The 22,997-nt window shown below is 42.1% G+C and carries 19 protein-coding genes; 13 read left to right on the top strand and 6 right to left on the bottom strand.

What is annotated here, in order from left to right:
• The first annotated feature begins 48 nt into the window (after positions 1 to 48).
• The 7 genes from AAG747_RS13320 to AAG747_RS13290 all read left to right on the top strand — a co-directional run bounded on the left by AAG747_RS13320 (position 49) and on the right by AAG747_RS13290 (position 8,085).
• Positions 49 to 3,033: a tetratricopeptide repeat protein gene (locus AAG747_RS13320; RefSeq protein WP_346821673.1), complete on the top strand. Its 2,985-nt coding sequence runs from the start codon at positions 49 to 51 to the stop codon at positions 3,031 to 3,033.
• Between the two features lie 196 nt (positions 3,034 to 3,229).
• Entirely contained in the window at positions 3,230 to 3,832 is a 603-nt protein-coding gene (locus AAG747_RS13315) for an IMPACT family protein (RefSeq protein WP_430300611.1), read from the top strand.
• Positions 3,833 to 3,875: 43 nt separating this feature from the next.
• Positions 3,876 to 4,250 carry a diacylglycerol kinase family protein gene (locus AAG747_RS13310; protein WP_346821672.1) on the top strand — a complete coding sequence of 125 codons (375 nt, stop codon included), beginning with the start codon at positions 3,876 to 3,878 and terminating at the stop codon, positions 4,248 to 4,250.
• 61 nt (positions 4,251 to 4,311) lie between these two features.
• The gene (locus tag AAG747_RS13305; protein WP_346821671.1) at positions 4,312 to 4,743 is read left to right on the top strand and encodes an FKBP-type peptidyl-prolyl cis-trans isomerase; all 432 of its coding nucleotides are present in this window, start codon (positions 4,312 to 4,314) and stop codon (positions 4,741 to 4,743) included.
• A gap of 284 nt (positions 4,744 to 5,027) precedes the next feature.
• Positions 5,028 to 5,891 carry a DNA/RNA non-specific endonuclease gene (locus AAG747_RS13300; RefSeq protein ID WP_346821670.1) on the top strand — a complete coding sequence of 288 codons (864 nt, stop codon included), beginning with the start codon at positions 5,028 to 5,030 and terminating at the stop codon, positions 5,889 to 5,891.
• A gap of 268 nt (positions 5,892 to 6,159) precedes the next feature.
• Entirely contained in the window at positions 6,160 to 6,783 is a 624-nt protein-coding gene (locus AAG747_RS13295) for an outer membrane beta-barrel protein (protein ID WP_346821669.1), read from the top strand.
• Between the two features lie 201 nt (positions 6,784 to 6,984).
• On the top strand, positions 6,985 to 8,085 hold the full coding sequence (locus AAG747_RS13290) for an ATP-grasp domain-containing protein (protein WP_346821668.1): 1,101 nt from the start codon (positions 6,985 to 6,987) through the stop codon (positions 8,083 to 8,085).
• A gap of 7 nt (positions 8,086 to 8,092) precedes the next feature.
• Here the strand turns inward: AAG747_RS13290 and tgt are convergent, their stop codons facing one another.
• Positions 8,093 to 9,223, bottom strand: a complete 1,131-nt coding sequence (tgt, locus tag AAG747_RS13285; RefSeq protein ID WP_346821667.1) for a tRNA guanosine(34) transglycosylase Tgt — start codon at positions 9,221 to 9,223, stop codon at positions 8,093 to 8,095.
• Between the two features lie 235 nt (positions 9,224 to 9,458).
• The gene (locus AAG747_RS13280; protein WP_346821666.1) at positions 9,459 to 12,263 is read right to left on the bottom strand and encodes a T9SS type B sorting domain-containing protein; all 2,805 of its coding nucleotides are present in this window, start codon (positions 12,261 to 12,263) and stop codon (positions 9,459 to 9,461) included.
• Positions 12,264 to 12,575: 312 nt separating this feature from the next.
• Between AAG747_RS13280 and AAG747_RS13275 the strand changes: the two genes are divergently transcribed.
• The 3 genes from AAG747_RS13275 (at position 12,576) to AAG747_RS13265 (ending at position 15,642) form a co-directional block, all read left to right on the top strand.
• Positions 12,576 to 13,136, top strand: coding sequence for an RNA polymerase sigma factor (locus AAG747_RS13275; RefSeq protein WP_346821665.1), 561 nt, complete (start codon positions 12,576 to 12,578; stop codon positions 13,134 to 13,136).
• Entirely contained in the window at positions 13,111 to 14,835 is a 1,725-nt protein-coding gene (locus AAG747_RS13270; RefSeq protein ID WP_346821664.1) for an outer membrane beta-barrel protein, read from the top strand. Before AAG747_RS13275 ends, AAG747_RS13270 begins: the two co-directional genes overlap by 26 nt.
• 66 nt (positions 14,836 to 14,901) lie before the next feature.
• Positions 14,902 to 15,642, top strand: coding sequence for a hypothetical protein (locus AAG747_RS13265; RefSeq protein WP_346821663.1), 741 nt, complete (start codon positions 14,902 to 14,904; stop codon positions 15,640 to 15,642).
• Positions 15,643 to 15,799: 157 nt separating this feature from the next.
• Here the strand turns inward: AAG747_RS13265 and AAG747_RS13260 are convergent, their stop codons facing one another.
• The 4 genes from AAG747_RS13260 to AAG747_RS13245 form a co-directional block, all read right to left on the bottom strand.
• The gene (locus tag AAG747_RS13260; protein ID WP_346821662.1) at positions 15,800 to 16,381 is read right to left on the bottom strand and encodes a hypothetical protein; all 582 of its coding nucleotides are present in this window, start codon (positions 16,379 to 16,381) and stop codon (positions 15,800 to 15,802) included.
• Between the two features lie 330 nt (positions 16,382 to 16,711).
• A complete protein-coding gene (locus AAG747_RS13255; protein ID WP_346821661.1) occupies positions 16,712 to 17,464 on the bottom strand; it encodes a succinate dehydrogenase/fumarate reductase iron-sulfur subunit in 753 nt (250 codons plus the stop codon).
• A gap of 110 nt (positions 17,465 to 17,574) precedes the next feature.
• Positions 17,575 to 19,488, bottom strand: coding sequence for a fumarate reductase/succinate dehydrogenase flavoprotein subunit (locus tag AAG747_RS13250; RefSeq protein WP_346821660.1), 1,914 nt, complete (start codon positions 19,486 to 19,488; stop codon positions 17,575 to 17,577).
• A 91-nt stretch (positions 19,489 to 19,579) separates the two neighbouring features.
• Entirely contained in the window at positions 19,580 to 20,263 is a 684-nt protein-coding gene (locus tag AAG747_RS13245) for a succinate dehydrogenase cytochrome b subunit (RefSeq protein WP_346821659.1), read from the bottom strand.
• Between the two features lie 955 nt (positions 20,264 to 21,218).
• Between AAG747_RS13245 and mraZ the strand changes: the two genes are divergently transcribed.
• From mraZ to AAG747_RS13230, 3 genes are read left to right on the top strand one after another with little or no spacing between them, the layout of a single operon-like run.
• Positions 21,219 to 21,740 carry a division/cell wall cluster transcriptional repressor MraZ gene (gene mraZ, locus AAG747_RS13240; protein WP_346821658.1) on the top strand — a complete coding sequence of 174 codons (522 nt, stop codon included), beginning with the start codon at positions 21,219 to 21,221 and terminating at the stop codon, positions 21,738 to 21,740.
• Positions 21,727 to 22,644, top strand: coding sequence for a 16S rRNA (cytosine(1402)-N(4))-methyltransferase RsmH (gene rsmH, locus AAG747_RS13235; RefSeq protein ID WP_346821953.1), 918 nt, complete (start codon positions 21,727 to 21,729; stop codon positions 22,642 to 22,644). Before mraZ ends, rsmH begins: the two co-directional genes overlap by 14 nt.
• Positions 22,641 to 22,994, top strand: a complete 354-nt coding sequence (locus tag AAG747_RS13230) for an FtsL-like putative cell division protein (protein WP_346821657.1) — start codon at positions 22,641 to 22,643, stop codon at positions 22,992 to 22,994. The genes rsmH and AAG747_RS13230 overlap by 4 nt, the downstream gene beginning before the upstream one ends.
• Positions 22,995 to 22,997: the final 3 nt, after the last annotated feature.

Here is a 22,997-nt window from a genome sequence, read left to right as displayed (position 1 = left end):
TTGCCCTTGCGCAACGCAGTTTGACTTTTTCAACTGATTTTTTTCACAATGAAGAAACATAAGAAAAAACAAAAAAGCTCTATATCTTCTACTCCTAACACTCCCCTTTATTTTTATTTGGACCTTCCTGCCAAACATAACCAATCGAACGCCTCTGAAAAGATTGATGAATGGGCGGAATTATTACAGTATTTGGTGAATAGTCCGGAGCATGTCCGGGCTGTTCTACCCTCTCAATCCTCTAATCTGATTAAGGAACAGTTTCCTGTTGTAATAGAACACCCTGCGAAATTTATAGAATTAGATGATTCGAATGCCTTGGAGGAGCAACTATCCGCTTCAGGTTTTGCAGTAGTATTTCATCAAAATACTTTGAATGGAGTAAAGGCACTGGAGCAATGGTATATGCAACAGGTATCCCTTTCTCAAGATACGGTGTATATAGGCGTTGACGCTGTCAATACCCGGAAGCAGCGTTTGAAAAAGTTGTGTGAGTCCGTTTGGACGCCCAATACCTTGAAGGGAATTGGCAATGGCTTGAACTTGGTTCCTGTTAAATTTTTGGAAAACTACTTGGCTGAAGAATTGCACCGGGAAAGTCCTTGTTTGGCAAGCCAAAGGTTACAAAAAACGGGCTGGAAATGGGAAGAAATGCCTGTATCACTTGATGAAGATACTTCCTTTTTTCGCTTTCAATGGGCAGTATGGAGTTCGCTTTGTAAAAATTTTGTAAAGCAGAACTTCACTAATCCCTGGACAGAAATGCGCAAATCTACAGATGTGTGGAAAGACCTGCAAAATGGAAATTTTGGGCTTTATCGCTTAAGTTTTGTCTTTCTTATCCTCTTTCTACTGTTTTTTATGCCATTTCTCAGTTTTGACTTTGGAAATACCTGGGATGAATGGACTCATGTGGATTATGCTCGTGATATTTTGGATTTTTACCTTTCGTGGGGGGAGAATCAAGCCGTATTTGATTTGAGCAAACATACCCGTTACGCGCATTTACATTATGGTGCTTCTTTTGATACTTTAGCTGAATTTGTATACCGCTACCTTTCTCCTTTTGGCATTTATGAGACAAGGCATTTGTTAAATGCGCTTTTTGGCGTATTGATTATTTGGTTTACCGGAAGGATTGCCAAAGCATATGGTTCCTGGAGAGCTGCCTTGCTTGCCGCTATTTTACTTTTATGTTCTCCCCGGTTTTTGGGTCACTCTATGAATAACCCTAAGGATATTCCTTTTGCATTGGGATATGCCATCGGTTTGTTTTATTTGTTGCGTTTCCTCAAGCAATTACCCCGGCCTACCATCGGCACTGTGTTTTGGCTGAGCTTTGGCATAGCCTTTACCATTAGTAGTAAAATAGGGGGATTGATTTTAGTAGGGTATTTGGGCCTGTTTACAGGAATTGTATGGCTCTATCATACCTATGCTCAGGGGCTGAAAGTAGGAATTTCCCAAGTGCCTCGTTATGGATTTTTAATGCTGGTTGTGATTGCCGTAGGCTACTTTGGAGGCTTGTTATTGTGGCCGCAAGGCTTAAAAGATCCCATTCATAATCCACTACAGTCCTTGCAGGAGTTTACCAATTTCCGTTTTTTGATTGCCTATGAGTTGTTTGAAGGAAAGCGGATTTTGATGGAAAACCCTCCAGGGCATTATACATTTAAGTGGATTTGGATCAGTGTGCCCTTGTTTGTGCATATTGGTTTTTTATTGGGAATTTTACCGGTTCCGCAACGGCTCAAACAGTACAAAGGAGCAATTCTGTTATTTCTTCTGTTTACCTTCCTCTTTCCCATTGGATACACAATTGTTAAAAACTCAACTCTGTATAGTGGGTGGCGGCATATGTTGTTTACGTTCATTCCGATGATTGTGATTGTGGCGGCAGGTTGGGAGTATCTGTTTACCTTGAGTAAAAAGAAAATGATCAACTTCAGCTTGGCGGGTCTACTGCTCGTATTGACGGGTTTACCCGTTTATTGGATGGTAAAAAACCATCCTAATGAGTATGTATATTTTAATGAACTTACAGGAGGAATCAACGGTGCATATACCCATTATGAAACCGAATATTGGAGTCAGTCTTTGCGTCAGGCAGTGGAATGGTTGGTAGAAAACGAACCGGTAAAAGATAAGAAAATCGTCATTGCGACCAATTTTGAAGTGCATTGCGGACAATATTATGCCGAAAAATATTCGGATAAAATCCAAATTGTATGGACGCGGGAAAATGAAAAATACAGACGGCCTTGGGATTATGCCTTTTTCGGCTCCCGGACCATGTCTAAAGAACAAATAGAAAATACCTTTCCTCCCAAAAATACCATTCATACCATCAAGGCGGATACTGTACCCTTGGTGGCCATTGTGAAGCGGCAGAATAATTATTTGCCCAAAGCGTTTGAGGCTCGCTCACAAGGAAAAGCGGCAGAAGCGTTGGAATATGCCCGGAAAGCCATGGAAGCCGACCCTGCCAATGTGGAGGCCTTGCGTATGAATGGAATCCTGTTGATCGGGATGAGGCGGTATGAGGAAGCCTTGCAAATTTTGGAAAATTGCTTGAGGCTAAGCCCGGAGGATTATGTATGTTTGACCTTGATCGGAACCGCTTTGTACAGCCAGGAAGAGTACAATCAAGCTGTGCCGTTTTTGAAACAAGCCATAGAGTGTAAAATTAATAATGTGAGTGCTTATCATAATTTGGGAAGAATTTATATTGCGCAAAAAAACTATCCTGCTGCGCTCAAATATCTTCAGGAGGGCATGAAGTACGACACCAATAAAAACTATGCTCTTTACTTTGATGCGGGGGTAGCTTTGATTCAACAGGGTTTGCGAAATCCGAAAATAAAAATTAATTGTTTCCGGATGGCTATTCAATCTTTGGAAAAATCTCTAAAAATCAATCCGAATTATTCCAGGGCCTACCGCAATTTGGCATATATCTATTCCAACTTGGGAAATCAACAAAAAGCCCAACATTACTTGCAGATGATGAACCAACGGTTGCAAAGGAACTAAAGGTAAAAACGGGAAAAGAAAAAGTTTAAGTCACTTCTTTGTAAAATACTAAGTGACGCATAGGTAAACGAAGAATTCTTTTGAGGAAACAGGAGTGATGAGGAGAGAGTAAAAGCCTTATGTATTTTTCTGAAAATTCCTTAAAAACCTTTTCTATAACCTACTTCGACCCGTCATTCTTAATAATTGTATTATAATGATAAAAGATTCATATTTAACGATAAAATCCCCTTCGGAAGGTTTGTATAAGGAAAAAGGCAGTAAGTTTTTGGCTTATGCATATCCGGTAACCGATGAAGAAAAAATCAAAGAAATTCTCCAATCCCTCAAAAAAGAATATTATGATGCCCGCCACCATTGCTATGCCTTCATGCTGGGCAAAGACAAAAACCGCTACCGGGCCAATGATGACGGAGAACCGGGTAATTCGGCCGGAGTACCTATTTTGAACCAAATCCGCTCTAAAGAAGTGACGGATGTGCTGGTGGTAGTGGTACGTTATTTTGGAGGGACCAAATTGGGGGTAAGCGGGTTGATCAATGCCTACAAAACGGCTGCTGCCGAAGCGTTGGATCAGGCAGAAATCGTTGAAGCTTTCGTAACACAACACTTGACCATTCGATTTGAATATATGGATATGAATGATGTGATGCGGGTAGCGAAAGAATATGACCTGGATTTAAGCCAACAGACTTTTGATGAGAAGTGTAATATCAATTTTGAGATCCGGGAGGGGATTCTGGATGAAGTAAAAGGGAAGTTGGAGAAAGTGCCTTCACTGGAGTTTGCGGAAGAATAAAGTGAAGTAGTATACAGGTTGTGGACAAAGAAGATTTGCAAAAATGAAAAACTACATTCAAAAGCAAGCCATTAGCTTTTCTCATGCCTTCCGGGGCCTGATTTATATGATTAAAGACTATAATTCCCTCATTCACTTACCTGCTGCCATAATTGTTGTTATATTTGCTTTTGTAGTGGGGGTGGAACGAGAAGAATGGTATTGGTTGATTGCTGCGATTGCAGTGGTGTGGATTGCGGAAACTTTCAATACAGCCATTGAGAAACTGGTAGACCTGGCTTGTCCGAAGTACCATCCATTGGCCGGAAAGGTAAAGGATATTTCTGCAGCCGCAGTGTTGTTGGCGAGTATTTTTGCAGTAGTCATCGGCTTGCTAGTTTTTCTTCCTTATTTCTCAGACTGGGTTTACCCTTTATAAGGTAATCCTCTGAGAAGCGAATTTCAGAAAATCAATTTTTCAATTATAATTTATATCACGAATGCAAGCAAAAGATGGCGACAAAGTAAAAGTTCATTATGTGGGGACTTTAAATGACGGTGAAGTATTCGATTCTTCTGTAGCAAGAAATCAGCCGATAGAATTTACATTAGGAGCTGGTCAGATGATCAAGGGCTTTGAAAAAGCGGTGTTGGGTATGCAAGTGAGCGAAAAGAAAACGGTAACCATACCTTGTGATGAAGCTTATGGCCCTTCTAGTGAGGAAAATGTAGTGAATTTTCCAAAAGAAAATTTGCCTGCTGACATGAACCCTAAAGTAGGAGATCAATTGACCATGAATAGCCCGGAAGGACAACAAATCCCGGTAGTAGTAAAAGAGGTTACCGAAGATTTGATCGTGTTAGATGCAAACCACGTATTAGCAGGAAAAGATCTGACTTTTGAAATCGAATTAGTAGAGATTGAAGGCTAATTGTATATTCAATTACAAAGTTAAAACGCCCGGTAGGTTACTACCGGGCGTTTTTCTATACTTCTCTCAACAGATGAATTCAAAATCTCTTCTCATCCGCTGGATTTGAGTTTTTTATTCTTAGAGCCTATTTAAAATTCGTTTTTGACCCAAAGAATGAAATTTAGCCATGCTCTTATTTACTTTCGCCTCTAGGGTATATTTACAGCTCTTTTTGGGGTGTTCAGTTCGATGAATAAGAGTCGAACATATTCACTTTAAACCATTTAACCAATTATATTCTGATGAAACAAAAATCACTTTTTAGTTTAATTGCTTTTGTGTTGGCGGTAGTTGTCTACTATTACGTTGAAAAAAATCCCCAACAAACGACCGGAAAGTCCAACGAAACAATTGAAACCCCCGTTGCAAATCCCACAAAGAACAGTTCCCATCCGGCTCCTGTTCAAAAAGATGCGGAAGTGGATCTTACCGACCTGGAGATTCCTGCCCTCATAAAAGACCATCAAATCATCCGTTATTCCGGGTTTACTGTTTCCTATAATGAAAAACATGAACAAGCCGACTGGGTTGCATATGAACTAACGAGTGAGGAAACCCGGGGAAGTGCCAAACGCACCGATCGTTTTGTGTCTGATCCACAAGTACAAACCGGCTCTGCAACCAAAGACGATTACAAAGGAAGTGGCTATGATCGAGGTCACTTGGCTCCTGCCGGAGATATGAAATGGTCGAAGAAAGCGATGCAAGAATCTTTCTTTTTTACCAATATGAGCCCTCAAAAGCCTGCCTTTAACCGGGGAATTTGGCGGTTGCTTGAAGAGCAAGTGCGGGATTGGGCAAAAGAAAATGAGGCGATTTATGTTATCACGGGTAGCAAATTGGAAGATGGACTCCCTACCATTGGCGAAAATAAAGTGTCAGTCCCAAAATATTATTATAAGGTGATCTTGGACTACAATGGACCGGAAGTGAAAGGGATTGGCTTTATTTTTCCCAACGAAGGTTCCAAAAAGCCTCTTTCAACATTTGCGGTGAGCATCGATAGCGTAGAAGAATTTGTGGGGATGGATTTTTTCCACAAATTACCTGACGCTACCGAAGAAGCACTGGAAAGCCAATTGGACCTTTCTCAATGGGAGTTGTAGTGATAGTTAAAAGGAAGGTTTAAATGCTTAGTATTTTGTTGATGGAAAAAGATTCGCTCTAGATTTCAGAACGAATCTTTTTTACTTTTTGATTGGAGCTAACTCTTTCAAACTTACTTTTTTACGGGTTCTGACCACTAAACTCACTGGCTTGACCCTTTATCCTTAAAATTTGCCATTGCTTTAATAAAATTGGTAAAATACCTTATGGGGTGTAGTTTTGCCCGGCTTTTAAGAAAGTACATTTTTAACCAAAAGTTTTATAGCTATGAAAAAGAACTTATTAGTATTAGCAGGATTGTTATTTTTTGCAATACAAGCTTCTGCACAAATCGGCCCAGGTAAAATATTGTTAGGAGGTAGCCTTGGGTTTAGTTCTAAAGATACTGAAAATGATAATGATTGGATTAATAGCAGAAATGGCACTGAAACAACTTTTGAATTGATGCCAAGAATCGGTTTTGGCCTTTCGGAAAACTGGGTAATTGGTGCTGGAATTGGTTATCAGAGTACTAAATTCGATAGAGATGGAAGTGATTATGAAGAGAAAACCAATATGTTTGTTTTTAGCCCTTATGCTCGTTACTATAAAATGGTAAGTGAGAAGGTAGGCTTTTTTGGAGAAGGGACCTTCGCTTTTGGCACAGGAAAATATAAACCAGAACCAACTGGAAATAAAAAAGATTTATCGTCTTTTGCAGTTGGAGTAACCCCAGGTATTACTTATTTTATTACAGAAAAAATTGCTTTCGAAGCTACAATGGGCTTTTTAGGGTATAGCCAAATAAAAGCAGAAGTAGATGGGACAGATGATCCTGAATCAGAAAAAAGTGAATTCGGTTTAAATGTAGACTTAACCACACTTAATTTCGGAGTTCAGTTTGTGTTGTAATTCCACCGGGATATAACATAACCGTTATACAGAAAATACTTTACCCTTCTTGCAAGTGCTATGGCCTTGCAGGAAGGGTGTTTTTTTATATTAAATTCAAGCTTTGTCGTTGAGCTTACTTTGTATTCGAAGTAAAAAACTTTAATTTGTCCGGAAGTATATCATAGCAATCCGCTTCCTCCAAAAGCGATTATACTCAACATGAATTTACGAAAGCGACTCTCTTTACTGTGGACAAAGTGGCTGCATTATGAATATTGGCCCTTTTGGTTTTTTTATGCACCGATGCTTCCCTATGGGCTGTATTTGGCCTTAAAAGCAAGATCCTTGAGTTATTTTACTACGGTAAATCCCGGGGTGGAATATGGTGGTTTGGTGGAAGCTTCAAAGGTTGATCTTCTGCAACAAATCGCTCCTGAGTATTTACCCAAAATGCTTTTTGTCAGTCAAAATCATTCTTTATCACAAATTATACATCAACTTTCTCATGCCAAATTGTCTTTTCCACTGATTGCAAAACCTAATATGGGTGAACGGGGCTTGGGGGTAGAACTGTTGAAAGATACATCAGCGTTAGGCGCTTATTTAAAACAATCCCCCCGTGACTTTCTATTACAGGAATATATCAGTTTTGAGATTGAATTGGGAGTATTGTATTACCGGTATCCGGAGTCGGGTGAAAGTGGAATTACTTCTGTCGTTCTCAAAGAGTTTTTGAAGGTAGTGGGAGACGGAACCTCTACAGTAAAAGAACTTATGGAGAAAAATCTGCGGGCTACTTTTCGTCAGGAGTATTTGGAAGAAAAATTTGCAGAGCAGTTACATACTGTTTTAGCCAAAGGAGTTTCCTTACAACTGGAACCGATTGGCAATCACTGCCGGGGAACGAAATTTTTGAATGGAAATCACCTGATTAATCCCCACTTGGTTAAAGTGTTTGATTCGATTGCAGCACCTGTCAAAGGCTATTATTACGGGAGGTTTGATTTGAAAGTGAAAAGTATGGAAGAGCTGTACCTAGGAAGGAATCTTAAAATCATGGAGTTGAACGGGGTACAATCGGAACCGGCCCATATCTATGACCCGCATTATTCTTTATTCCAAGCTTACCGTGATGTAGCCAGGCATATGCGCCTCATTTATCAGATCAGCCAGGAAAGTTACCGGAAGGGGGCAAAACGGGATTCCCTGGGTGCTATTCTGGGCGCCATCCGGAAACACTATAAAGAAAGCAAAGCTCCCCATGTACTGTCCCGGCAACAGCGGGTTTCTCCCCCCTTCTCTCTCGGTACCAATCTGTAGGTTGAAATTACAACCTTTGCATCAAAACAGGTAAAATACGATCTTTCCACTGTACAAAATCACCTGCTAAAATATGTTCTCTGGCTTGTTGTACCAGCCATAAGTAAAAGCTAAGGTTTTGTAAGGTGGCAATTTGGGCACCCAATATCTCTTTACTCACTACCAAATGCCGTAAATAAGCTTTGCTATAGTGGGTACTTGCATAACCACCCAACTCTGCATCAATCGGGGTGAAATCGGCTTGCCATTTGGCATTGCGCATATTCAAAATCCCTTGGGTTGTAAAAATCATGCCGTTGCGGGCATTGCGGGTGGGCATCACACAATCAAACATATCAATTCCCAAAGCAATGCATTCCAGAATATTAGCCGGAGTGCCTACACCCATCAAATAACGAGGTTTATCTTTGGGCAAGATATCACAAACCAAGTCTGTTGTGGCATACATTTCCTCTGCCGGCTCCCCTACGGACAGCCCTCCAATCGCATTTCCTTCCCTTTCGAAACTGGCAATGGTTTCGGCTGACTTCTTCCGTAAATCTTTGTAAACACTTCCTTGTACGATAGGAAAGAGGGTTTGGGAGTAGCCGTATTTACCCTCGGTTTGGTCAAAACGATCACAACAACGCTTTAACCAACGGTGGGTCATCTCCATGGAGTTTTTGGCATATTTGTATTCACAAGGGTAGGGGGCGCATTCGTCAAAAGCCATCATGATATCCGCACCGATGGTTCGTTGGATATCCATCACGTTTTCCGGTGTAAACAGATGCTTGGAACCATCAATATGTGACACAAACTGAACGCCTTCTTCTGTGATTTTTCGATTGCCGGACAAGGAATATACCTGATAGCCTCCGCTATCGGTGAGGATGGGCTTGTCCCAACCGTTGAATTTATGTAAACCTCCGGCTTGCTCTATAATGTCCAGTCCGGGACGAAGATAAAGGTGGTAGGTATTGCCCAGGATGATTTCGGCTTGAATATCCTGATGCAGTTCTCGTTGGTGTATCGCTTTTACCGTACCGGCGGTCCCTACCGGCATAAAAATAGGAGTCGCGATGGTGCCATGATCGGTGGTTATTTCACCTACTCTTGCCTTGCTCTGAGGGTCTGTATGTTTTAATGAAAATTTCAATGTTGTATCGGGTTTGTGAAAGGCAAAAGTACAAAATATTGAGAAATAGAAAGGACTTGTATCCTTTGGTAAAGGGCATGGAAAGGGTTGAAGGTAGAAGAAATAGTTTTAAAATTAGGCGATTGATAGGTTTGTTTTGAACAAAAAAGGAGCCCGGTGTATCAACAATGGGCTCCTTTGGAATGCATGACTTGTAAAAAGAAAGAAAGGCTACATTCTTGTATCTTGTATTCCTTTAATCCTTTCTCTCTCCGGATAAGATTTGCACCCATCCTTTGAGGCGTTTTACGGTGCCTTCCGGATTCAGGCTGTAAAACCTCACCTTGGCCTCATAATAATACACGCCGGCACTTAACTGTTGGTCATTTTTATTACGACCGTCCCAGTTGAGGTAAATATCGTCATCGCTTTCGTACACCAATTCTCCCCAGCGGTTAAATACTTTGAATTCAACTTTCTCAACAAATCTGGGGCAAGGGAAAGGAGTGAACGTATCATTGATTCCGTCACCGTTAGGCGTAAAAACATTGGGAAGTTCGTAATAAGGGCAATTGTCATTGCATTCAATATTACTCAGGATACTTTCATTGTCTTTCTTGTCCAAGGCGGTGACGGCATAACAACCTGCGACCGAAATCAAATCTTCGTGAACGAAAAACGTATCCGGTGTATTGACCAATAACTGCCAGGTGCTGGTATCGCTGCTTGGGGTATAATAAAGGTTGTAAGACCTGGGCTTCTCACTGCATTCGGGAGTCTGAGGCATCGTCCAAGTCAGCCGGTTTTCATAAAGGTCTGTTTGGCAATTTTGGATGTTGCCTGGTGACGGATCTGTAAATTGTTCACAATCCAGCGGTTCCAGGGTGAGGATAGGAGCACATGGTGGAACCGTATCCAACAAACTTTCGCAAAGTATTTGGGAGTAATTGAGTAAAGGCTCTACGATTTCGGCCCTTTCGTAGGTCCCTTGGGTCTCGATCCGGTAGCAATAGAGCAAGTCAGAATCTAAGGGTTCATTGTTGTACGTACCTTTGTCCGAATAACGCATCCCCGATTGAGCAACATCCACTTCATCAATCAAGACAAAATCAGCTACAGGTTCATCCTCCAGTTTCCGGTAGACCTTATGTTTATAATTGGGAGATAAATTATTCCAAGGCACCATAGCCGACCAGTCCAGATCAATGGATACGGCAGTTGGAGTAGCCTGTAGGCGCACCGAAGAAGCAGAAGGTGAAGTATCCACTTCGTTTCCTTGGGAGTACAATATGACGCGGTAGTTGTACACTAACTCTTCAGTATTCAATCCGGTATCGGTAAACGTCCGGTCACTTGTAGGGGATGCCGGTAAAACTGCTTCGTTTTGGTTGCCTTCATATCCTTCGGACCGGATTAACTGATAAGTATAAGGGCCTGGAAACTGAACGGGATCTACGTCTATCGGTTCTGTCCATTCCACCTGGATTTCTCCTTCTGTTTGCGAGGTCTTTTCCACACTGACTTTGGTGATATAAGGGGCGAAAGTAGGGATAAACACACATGCTTCATCCGATGCGAGGCTTTCTCCTCCCTTTGGTCCGGCAAAGTCTACGAAGATCCGGTAACAATAATTCTGTCCTCCTTTCAGGCCTGAGTCGATATAAGACGTTTCAGCCACAGGAACTTCGGCAATTTTTTCATAACCGGAAGAGGCCGGTAAACCTGTTTCGCAGTTGTCCGGCACAAAACCGGAACTTCCCACTTTTCTCCAAATGGTCATTTTGGCACCTGGTAAAGCACATTCATAAGTATCCCAGGTCAGTTGAACTTCTTTGGGATTAGCCGTTGCTTGTGCCTGTAAGTTTTGGGGGGGAGGGCCTACCACTTTAATGCGCAATACCTGTATATCGGCCAGTGGGCGACAGAAAGATGGTAAATCATTTGCCTTAAAGATCGCCTGATAAGGTTGCTCCCGGATGTCGTTACAATGGGGCTCCCATTTGAAAGTGCCTTCTGCTCTACCCGGTAAGTTCACGGTGTTTGTAAACGTAGCGCTTTTACTGGGGGAGGGCAAATCAAAGATACCTCCGTTCCCCCCCATATCCGGGTTGGATTTAGGGTCGTTGGAAGCAAATAATTTGATGTCATCACCGTCTTGGTCAGTCGCAATGATGGTTTCTTCCAGGGTTTCCCCCGCAATCACACAAAGCTCTTCCGGTACCTTGACTTTTGGCCGCCGGTTATCGCAATCTTCCACAATGATTTGCATGTCCCGGTTAACTTGAGAGATCAGAACACCATTGCGGTATTCATTGATATAAAAGGCTACATTGTATTCACCTGGCACTCCCGGAGCATCCCATATCAAATCCCCGGTGATGGGGTTTAGGGAGAGGATGGGTGGCGTTTGTCCTTCCTCAGTTGCTGAGCTCCAGTTTGAGTGATTTGGGAAAGTGTAACGGTCCACATAACGAGGTTCACCATTAATTGCCGGTCCTCTTTTACAAATGGTTATTTCATACGCAATGCTATCCCCCTCGGCATCAAAGGCTCCGGGGTTATGGATATATCGTTGGCCGATAGTAGCCTTTTCGATAGGAGGCATTAGCAATGTGGGAGACGCGTTATATCCCAGGGTAGGGCTGATAAGAAAGGAGGACTCTATATAAAAAGGTGTGCTACCAGAGTTGCTCATATTATTGACCCCCTGGTTCCGGTCTCGTTGGTAAAAACTTACCTTATACATACCTGCCGAAGGGAAACTATGCCGGACTTCGTACCGCAATACTTCCGTTTGCCCGTTGTCAATCAAACCTAATGATACAAAATCTACAATAGCCATCTCACTTCCATCACCAAAGCGAATTTCTCCGGGAGAAGGTTCTACTCCTTCGGTATCTCTATAGAGCATCACAGTGAAGATATAGGTTAAGTTATCGCCATCCGGTGCTCTTCGGGCAGTGAGGTCGCCTGCTCGGATATGGCTGGCTTGTAACAGGGTAGGGGTACTGAGTATAAGGAGTATACTTGAAATAAAGAATAATAATTTAAAATTTTTCATAACGGAAAAATTGTAGACAGTAGTGTACTTGTTACGGACACGGCTCATTTACCGAAAGTTGTAAATAGAAAAGATTTACAATTGTCCGGAAAGTTACTGCAAATAAATGAATTGCAAAGGAGGGATTAAAATAATGATGGGAGATGTTGTAAAGGAATAGAACAATATTGAACGGAAGACCTCTTATTTTTGCAAAAAAAAGTGAGAAGATTCCATCGGGTTCCAACCTTTTTTTTAAAGCAGGGGTCAACCAAAAAAGAACCCCGAAAATAATTAAGTATTTAGTACGGCGATTTTTCCTAAAAACATAGAATGCTGAACGAAGACGAACTTGTAAAAGGCTGCATAAAGGGGGAGCGCAAAGCCCAAAAGCAATTGTACGACACATTTTCCAAGAAAATGATGGGGATATGTATGCGCTATTCTAAAAAGAGCGAAGATGCCGAAGACATCCTGCAGGAAGCCTTTATTAAAGTATTCAAGAACATCAAAAAATTCAGAGGGGAGTCTTCTTTATTTTACTGGATTAAACGAATTGTCATAAACACAGCTATCAACTATCACCGGAGCAAGTTATACCTCTATCCGATGGTGGATGTACAGGAATTGCACAGTTTGGCAGACAAGGAATTTACCCTGTCTAACTTCCAGTATAAGGACTTGTTGATCTTCTTGAAAAAATTACCCACGGGCTGTCAAGTAATTTTTAACTTGTATGCCATTGAGGGGTACCAACACAAAGAAATAGCAGAGCAATTGGGCATTAGCGAAGGAACGTCCAAGTCGCAATATGCCCGGGCAAAAAGTTTATTAAGAGACATGATTTCTGAAGCAGAGAGTAATCAATATGAAAAGCTCAGACAAAAAGCATAAAACCAATTTTGAGAATGCCTGGCAAGACGCTTTGGAGGGAGGGGAGTACACCCCTAGTTCCGAAGTGTGGGGGAACATTGAGTCGGCACTAGACGAGCAAAAAGGCTTTGTCGTTTGGAAAAGACCTTTGGCTGCCGCGGCCGCAGCTGTAGCTCTTTTGGTAGTGGGGTATTTGGGGTACCGGACTATAGACCAAGGCGCAGGTCCCAATGAACTGGCCTATGAGTCCATTACCACCATAGGCGATTCGGCCACCAAGCTTTCCCAGGAGATGAGTGCAGAGCAACAACCTTCTCTACATACCAACCCATCCGGTAAAACGATGATGAAAAACCAAAACCCTTCGTTGGCTCGGGAAAATCAAATTGTGGATGCCGAAGAAGCAGGGGGGAGAGCCGTAGCAACTACTCCTACGGTGGAGCCGGTAAGAACAGCACCTGAGCCTGGTTTGGCACAAGTATCCGGGGATGTGGTAAATCCAAAGCCCACAACCTCGGAAAACACAACTATTAACAACGTTCAAAATCACCCCCATGAAGAAAAATCTACGATAAATACTCTTAATACCATCGCAGCAAATATACCCTCAGCTGTAACAGCTCCCTCTACTACGGATACGGAAAATAAAAACATTGCCAATGGTGAGAAAGAGGTATTTGTCAGTTCTGGGAACAATGCTTTGGCTAACACTTCAAAAAAAGAGGAGGAAGTCACCAATACAAGAAGTATCAAGCCCGGTGCGGAAGGATTGGGTTCTGACCCGGTGTATGCCGCATATGATAATTCTTCTGTTGAAAATGAAGTGTTGGATTTATTGGAAAAACCTGAGGGGGTACCTATGGAGGTTGCATTCAACGAACCGGGTTTGATCAACCCTGCGAATGATTGGTATAAAAACCTGCCTGTTGCGAAGAAGAGAAAAGAAGCTTTTGAACCGGAAGTTTTTGCGCAAATTAATTTAGGTGGCGATCGCTTCGATCCTAATTACCATGCTAACGGAAACGTCCAAAATTCATATAGCAAATCGTATGCACCTGGGATCGTAGGTGCAGAACGTTTGCCCGAAGATGCGGCAAATCAGGTGATGAATGAAGTGAACGAACCGGCAGTTTCCCTGACCTATGGAGTCAATGTAGGAATGCGAGTAGCCAAACGTTGGGTGGTGGAAAGCGGGGTGACGTACGGAAATTACAATACCAAAACACAAACTTCCGTATCCGTATCGGATGCACCGCATAATGAAATCATTCCTGTCACGATGTCTTCCAATGCGGCTACCTTAAAATCCAGCAAGTTTGTGAGCGTATCATCTACTTATAAAGTCAATAATTCGTACGAATTTGCCTCTATCCCTTTACGGGCAGGCTATATGATTCTCAATAAAAAAATCAATTGGATCGTAAAAGCCGGTGTGACTTCGGATTTCTTTTTAGGCAATGAAATCAAAAACGAAGGAGAGGGAACGAACATTAAAAGTTACCGGATCAATTCGGGAGACGAGGATTCCCCTTTCCGCTCAATGTTCTTTAACGGTACTGTAGGCAATGAAGTGAGCCTTCGTTTGAATTCCAGTTATAGCCTCTCATTGGAGGCAAACTATAAATTTGCATTGAATTCTTTCACCAAAGATGGGCAACCGTTTACCAGTAATCCTAACTCTTTGGGAGTGGGAATGGTTTTCCGCTATTTCTTTAAATAATCCTTAAAAGGATCTCAACCAATTACGCAATTGGCGTGTCCTTAATAATGAACAATCAAAAAGAGGATGAAGAAGCTAGTGAAGTTTTTGTGGGTTCCCTTGTTGCTATTGGGCGGATGTACGGATCTGTCCGATGGGGTTGGTCCCACAACCAATTACGACTATTTTTCTGTCATATCTTTTAGTGCTGAAGATGAGTTAAATGTGGGGTTTTCGGATTACCGGGTAGATAGTGCAAGCTTTTTTGAGTTGGATTATTCGTATGTACACCTGCCTAGTCGCCACTCCATAGAAGACGATGCCTTAGAAGTACAATACAATAATAAAAACGGAAGGCTTTTTCATTACTTTCTCGCGGAAGTGGAAGGCTTAAATCCGGGCAAGTCGTACAATGTGTTCTTTGATTTGGATATGAAACATCAAATTGAGCAAGATTATACGCAGGAAGATTTGCGGGACAAATCGGTGTATTTTCGCTTTGGAGTTTACAACTATAAACCTTGGGTGGAAAAAATCAACTTAACCGATAGTTTGGGAAATGCCTATGAAGAGTTCAGCCTGCATTTGGATAAAGGGGATAAAGAGGAAGACGGGGAGGATATGCTTTATGTAAACAAGGTAGCATTGGCTTCCAATTACGTATTGAATAAGAGGATATTCCGGATCAATAATCGGCAACATGTATACTATGATGTACAAGCTGACCAGCAGGGAAAACTTTGGGTAGTGTTCGGTGCCGATTCTGAACTCACTATGAGGCAATCTACCTCTTATATAGGGATGACTATTTTTTATGATGAAAAGTAACTACTTGTATAGCCAATAATTATTAATCAACCCAACCAGCTATGAAAAAACCAGCACTTACGTATGTGAGGCTGGTTTTCTTTTTGGGAAGGATTGTGTTTGAAAAACAGTAATTTTTTTAATGCATAGTATCTGTTTACAGTTCAATAGCGAGGGCTTAATCTGCATTTTTGGCAGCTTCCCTGATTTCCTGATAGCCTTTTTCATACAGTTTACAAGCTTTGAGGTAATAAAAAATTACCTCTTCAAACAAGAGTTTGGTGTACTTGTGTTTGTGGACTTCTGCTGCCGGCTCAAAATAGATTTCCTTTAAATATTGGCCTATCCAAAGGATATTGGTCGTCTTGGCTTTTCGCGCGTCAGCGAGTAGGGAAAGTTGGTCAATAGCTTGCTCAAACTGTTGGTTTTTGATTAACAGCTCAGTATTGGCTTTGATAAAATTGATTTCTGCCGAAGTATGTTGGCCGTCTTCAATTTGGCGAATGGCAAGTAAAATTTGATTAAGCTGATTCTTGCTATTGTTGTAAATTTCTTGGAGAATGTCCGAATCAGAATAACTCTCTAGCCCTTGTGCGGCTATTTTTTCGGAGCGAATAATGTCGCCAATGGCTAGGTAACACCGGCTCAGCAATCCAAAAATCTCCGGAGATGGATGGCTGTTTTGCAGCTCTTTTTCCAGCAGTTCAATGGCTTTATGATATTGCTCGCTCTGATAATATGTTTGTGCTTGATCTACCAAAAATTAATGAAGTTTAGTGAGTTCTTGATTGAGTAATTTCCTCAAGGGGGACTTTCCACCCATTTGAATAATAGGAAAAAGATCATACTTACCCTTTCAACAAAGAAGTGAGGCGGATTGTTTAACCCCTTTGGTAAGTGAAAGTTAAAAGGAGATTTGCTAATTGTCAATAGAATGGAATTAAAATTCCGGGATTTATTATAAATGAGGAAAAGATCTTGGACGAGATTCTATGGAGAGAAAGAAATGACTGCCCGAAAGTGGATTCCTACCTTATGTACATAAAAAACGAGGTGAGAGATCTTTCGGGCAGTGAAAAAACGCTTGAAATTATACGTTTTTAGACGATGCCTTTGCGCTATAGTATTCCCGGTTGAGCTTCGCTATATTGGTTAGTGAGATCTCTTTAGGGCACTCTGCCGAGCAAGCTCCGGTATTGGTACAGGCGCCAAAACCTTCTTCATCCATTTGGGCGACCATCGCTTCTACACGGCTGTTGCGCTCTTGTTTCCCTTGTGGTAACATTGCCAACTGTGATACTTTGGCAGACACAAACAACATTGCCGATCCGTTCTTACAAGCAGCTACACAAGCGCCACAACCGATACAAGTTGCCGAGTTGAAAGCCTCATCGGCAATTTCCTTGGCAATCGGAATTTCGTTGGCATCCCGTGCATTACCTGTGTTTACGGAAATATAACCTCCCGCTTGGATGATCCGGTCGAAAGAAGTGCGGTCTACCACCAAGTCTTTGATTACAGGGAAAGGCTTGGCTCTCCAAGGCTCCACAAAGATGGTTTCGCCATCTTTGAAGTTCCGCATATGTAACTGACAAGCAGTGGTACCTTTCAGAGGCCCGTGTGGCTGCCCGTTGATATACATGCTACATGCCCCACAAATACCTTCACGGCAGTCATGATCAAAAGCAATAGGGTCTTCGCCTTTTTCCAGAAGTTGCTCGTTCAAAACATCGAACATCTCCAGAAAAGACATATCCGGCGAAATGTCTTTCACCAGGTAAGTGACTATTTGGCCTTGATCACTGCTATTTTTTTGTCTCCATATTTTTAGCGTGAGGTTCATAATATTTTTAGTTTTTGATTGGCTAAATGAAAAATTAAACTGTATACAGCTTCTCTTTTTAACAGAAGAAGCCCGGGCGCAGGCAAGGGTGCCAGGCCCGGTAGATGGTATTATTTATAACTACGCTGGGTAAGCTTGACATTTTCGAATGTCAATTCTTCCTTGTGTAAAGCTTCCGCCATATCTTTTCCCTTGTATTCCCAAGCGGCTACATAAGCAAACTCTTCATCGTTACGAAGGGCTTCCCCTTCTTCGGTTTGGTATTCGGCTCTGAAGTGTCCTCCGCAAGACTCGGCCCGCAACAGGGCATCGTCTACCATCAGTTCGGCCAATTCCATAAAATCGGCTACACGGTAAGCTTTTTCCAAGGTGATGTTTAATTCTTCATTTGTTCCAATGGTTTTCACATTTTCCCAATACTCTTTGCGCAAGTTTTGGATCAGGGTTTTGGCCTTTTTCAAGCCTTCTTCAGTCCGAGACATACCGCAGTAGTCCCACATGATCAAACCTAATTCCTTATGAAACTGGTCCACCGTTTTGGTTCCGTTCACATTCAGCAAGGTATTGATCTGGTTGCGTACACTTTCTTCAGCTTTCTGGAACTCAGGGTGGTCCGTAGAAACTTTCTCATAAGGTTGTTGAGAAAGGTAATCCCCGATAGTGTAAGGAATGACAAAGTAACCGTCAGCAAGTCCTTGCATCAGGGCACTGGCTCCAAGGCGGTTAGCTCCGTGGTCGGAGAAGTTACATTCGCCCAATGCGTATAATCCCGGAACAGAAGTCATCAGGTTGTAATCTACCCAAAGTCCACCCATGGTGTAGTGAACGGCCGGGTAAATTTTCATCGGAACCTTGTAAGGGTTCTCTCCGGTGATCTTCTCATACATTTCAAAGAGGTTGCCGTATTTGGCACTGATCGCATCTTCCCCCAACCGTTTGATGGCATCGGCAAAATCCAAGTATACGGCTAATTTCGTTTCGCCTACGCCTCTGCCCTCATCACATACCTCTTTGGCATTACGAGAAGCCACATCTCTGGGAACCAGGTTACCAAAGGAAGGATATTTTCTCTCCAAATAATAATCCCTCTCTGATTCCGGAATATCGTTAGGGTGGCGTTTGTCTTCGGCTTGTTTAGGAACCCATACACGCCCGTCATTCCGCAATGACTCTGACATCAAAGTCAATTTGGATTGGTAAGTTCCGTGAACCGGGATACAAGTCGGGTGAATCTGGGTAAAACAAGGGTTGGCAAACAGCGCTCCTTTCTTATGGACTCTCCAAGCCGCAGAACCGTTACATCCCATTGCATTTGTGGACAGGAAGAACACATTGCCATATCCTCCGGTAGCCAGAATCACCGCATGAGCTGAATGTTTTTCGATTTTTCCGGTTACCAAGTCACGAGTGATAATGCCTTGAGCTTTGCCGTCTACCATTACCAGGTCCAGCATTTCCGTACGAGGATATAGCTTTACTTTTCCTGCTGCTACCTGGCGGCTCATCGCACTGTACGCCCCTAACAATAATTGTTGTCCGGTTTGACCACGGGCATAAAAGGTTCGGGAAACTTGTGCTCCTCCGAAAGAACGGTTGTCCAACAATCCTCCGTAATCGCGGGCAAAAGGAACTCCTTGCGCCACACACTGGTCAATGATGTTGACACTGACTTCTGCAAGGCGGTGTACATTGGCTTCTCGGGCTCTGTAGTCTCCTCCCTTTACCGTATCGTAAAACAAACGGAATATACTGTCTCCGTCATTCTGATAGTTTTTGGCGGCATTGATCCCCCCTTGCGCAGCAATACTGTGCGCCCTGCGAGGGCTGTCTTGATAGCAAAAAGCCTTTACATTATATCCTAACTCCCCTAAAGAGGCTGCGGCCGAAGCTCCGGCCAGTCCTGTACCTACTACAATGATTTCGTACTTTCGTTTGTTGGCAGGGTTGACCAGTTTGAGGTTGAATTTATGTTTGGTCCATTTTTCACTAAGCGGACCGGCAGGTATTTTCGAATCAAATTTCATAATTCCTTTGTATTAGGGTTATATGCGATGATAACCTGTTGACTGATTGTAAAATAAAATGGTTAAAGCACCTAGCTCACAAAGGGGTAGGCTACATGTTTTGGAAGTAGATGTAAATGGGTTGAATCGCGAAAAGTACAGGCACAATGATCGCGAAAGCTACTCCTAGGGTTTTGATCAAGCTGTTGTATTTAACATGATTTAAACCCAACGTTTGGAAGGCACTTTGAAAACCATGTACCAAGTGAAAGGCTAAAAAGCCCATACAAACCACATACAGGGCTGCATACCAGGTCTGAGAGAAGGCTGCGACTACTACGGTGTACATGTCTTTTACCTCTTCTCCGTTGTAAACTTTCACCGGCATCTCTCCAAAGTTCATTTCAAACCAAAAGGTTTTCAAGTGAATAACAATGAAAATCAGAGTGATAAACCCTAATATGCCCATGTTCCGGGAGGACCAGGTACTGTTTTTACTGGGCCGGTTGTATGCATACTTCACCGGACGAGCCGACCGGTTCTTTTTGGTAAGTAGGATAGAAACTACTACGTGAGTAATGATAAACAAAAAGTTGAGTTTGGAAACAGTCTGGATTAACGGGTTGGTAGACATCATCTTGGTGTAGATGTTGTAGGCTTCGCCTCCGTCTCCATTGAGTAACTGTAAGTTGCCAGCAACATGAACGACCAGAAAAAGTATCAAAAATAGTCCCGTCAGGGCCATTAACAACTTGCGCCCAATTGTGCTTGTTAATGCATTCGTAAACCAGCTCATTGATTTAATTATTTAGGTTAGTATTTGTGTTTTTTTAATGCATGCCAAAACTACTTTGCAAAGTTTAACTATACAATGAAGGGCATGAATTTTTACTTATTCTAAATTGAATAGACGGTTTTTAACAGGTATTTTTGGATGATTCCAAGAGGCTTTTGGAATGTGTGGATGGTTGGTAAAAGACCTTCGTTGTGATTAGGAAAATTCTATGATTTTGAAAGGTATCCCGATCGTTTAAAGCGGCCTCATGTCTTTCAGGTTTACAAGCAGAGACATTTTGCATTTTGCCGGATCGTTTGCTACACTGTTTTTTAGAAACATCTTCCCCACATTCTTCCACCGGTCTGCCAATAATGGGGCTTCCCCACCTTCTCCCACTTTTGTTCTTCCGGTTTTAAAATAGAAGACAAAAACATAGTGTAAATCCTGCTTTTTGGATAAAAACCGGAGAAGTGAAGATCCTCTCCCACAATCTTCCACTCTGTCCCTTTTCTTGAAGAGGGTTTTGGCGTATCCTTCTGAACGTTTGCCAAGGGGAGTAGTTGGCCGTTTGTCAAAAAGCCAAAGAGTCGTGTCTTTTTACACCACTTTCTCCCACAGGGGTGTATTAACATTTATTAGGAAATAAAATTTATCGAAATCCATAAGAAGTAAAAAAAAAGAAAGGTTCAGGTCGATTGAGGCTTATATGTTAGTTTTGGGGCTTTTAACATCCAAATACACCTGGAAAAGGAATTGGGTGCAGCATTATATTTATTTTAGCTTTCATTTTTTGGAGATTTAGGAACTCTTCCACTTTGCATTCATTTTTTGGCAAAACACTTTGAGTTAGGACTGCGTTGAAAGTACTGAGGGTGAAAGTGGGGTGAAGTGGGTGGCGGTGGTTGAAATTGTCAGAATAATTCTTAGTTTTGTATTCAATATTCATTTTCGGTTCAATGTAGCCCTGAATTAAATGCCAGCATTTTATGGAAAATATGACTGTAAAATTGATGCGAAGGGAAGGTTAACGCTACCAGCCCGGATTAAAAATGTATTGGCAGATTGTGATGGAGAAAAGTTGATGTTGGTAAAAGGATTTGAACCTTGTTTGACAGTATACACGGAAGATATTTGGGTGGATACTTATGAAAAAGTGATGAATTTGAATCCGTTCGATCCACAACAACTTCGATTTCAACGGAGTTTTTTTGCAGGTTGTATGGAAGTGGAGCCAGATAAATCTTCCCGGATTTTGATTCCGAAAGACATGTTGCAATACGCTCAAATGGAATCGGATATTCATTTGATTGGAGTGGGAAACCGCTTGGAATTGTGGAGTGCGGAAATAAGTGGTGCGTTTATCATGCCACCGGATGAAATGGCCTTGTCTTCCAAAGACTATTTGGGATCAAGAGTACAGAAAGAAGAACCGGTGGTGGTGAATATTAATAAAGGAGAAGTACAAACTATAAAAGAACAAAATAGTGGCAAGTGAGTATCATGTGCCGGTGATGTTGAAAGAATGCATTGAAGGGTTGGATATTAAACCAGACGGAGTATATGTGGATGTGACTTTTGGCGGAGGGGGGCATACCCGTGAAATGTTGAAATACTTAGAGCGGGGAAAACTGTTTGCTTTTGATCAAGACCCGGATGCGAAACGAAATACTGAAGGGTTGGGAGAGCAATTTACTTTGATAGAGGCAAATTTCAGGTTTTTGAAAAAGTACCTTCGCTTGCATGGCATTAAAAAAGTAGACGGGATTTTGGCTGATTTGGGAATTTCCTCCCACCAAATCGATGAAGGGGCAAGAGGGTTTTCAATCCGGTTTGACGGAGAGTTGGATATGCGGATGGATCAGGAAGCGGAGAAGTCGGCGAAAGTGGTGGTGAATGAATACAGTGAAGAGGAGTTGGTTCAAGTGTTCCGGCTTTATGGAGAGTTGCGGAATGCCCGGCAAATAGCACAGGAAATTGTGAAGGTGAGGGCTTCGAAAGCGATAGAAACGACTACCGAGCTGGTGGATGTGATCCGGAAATTTGCAAAGCGAAATGCAGAAAATAAATTCCTGGCATTGGTCTTTCAGGCCCTGCGTATTGAGGTGAATGATGAGTTGGAAGTCTTAAAAGACTTGTTGGAACAGTCCTCAGAAGTCTTGAACGAAAACGGGAGGTTGGTAGTAATGTCTTACCATTCTTTGGAAGACCGCTTGGTGAAGAATTATCTCAAATCAGGGAAATTTGAAGGGGAGGTGGAAAAGGATTTTTACGGAAATTTAATCCGGCCTTTTAAACCTCTAAAATCAAAACCACTGGTGGCTTCGATGGATGAAATAGCGCTGAACAATCGCGCCCGGAGTGCCAAGTTAAGAATCGGGATTAAACTATCAACCCAATGAATACTTATAAAAAAACAGAAACGGAAGAAAAAAAACCGCTCCTGGGAGGACTTTCCGGAGCAAAGTTGAATCTGTCTGTAAAAGATGATTTGGCCATAAAAGTGATTCCTTATTTTCTGTTTGTGACGGTGTTGGGAGTGGTTTACATTTCAAATACATTTTATGCAGACCGGAAAGTGAACCGGAAAACCGAATTGTCTAACGAAGTGAAATTGCTCCGGGTGGATTACGGGACATTGAAATTTGATTATATACAGGCGAGTAAACATCAGGAAATGAAGCGGAGAGTAAAACAGTTGGGAATGATAGAGAATGATGAGCCCGTTACAGTAATTAAAATAAAAGATTAACTA

Source organism: Rapidithrix thailandica (assembly GCF_039710355.1).
Taxonomy (GTDB): Bacteria; Bacteroidota; Bacteroidia; order Cytophagales; family Flammeovirgaceae; genus Rapidithrix; species Rapidithrix thailandica.
The sequence above is the reverse complement of the archived record's forward strand: the minus strand, read 5'-3'. Positions and strand labels throughout refer to the sequence as shown.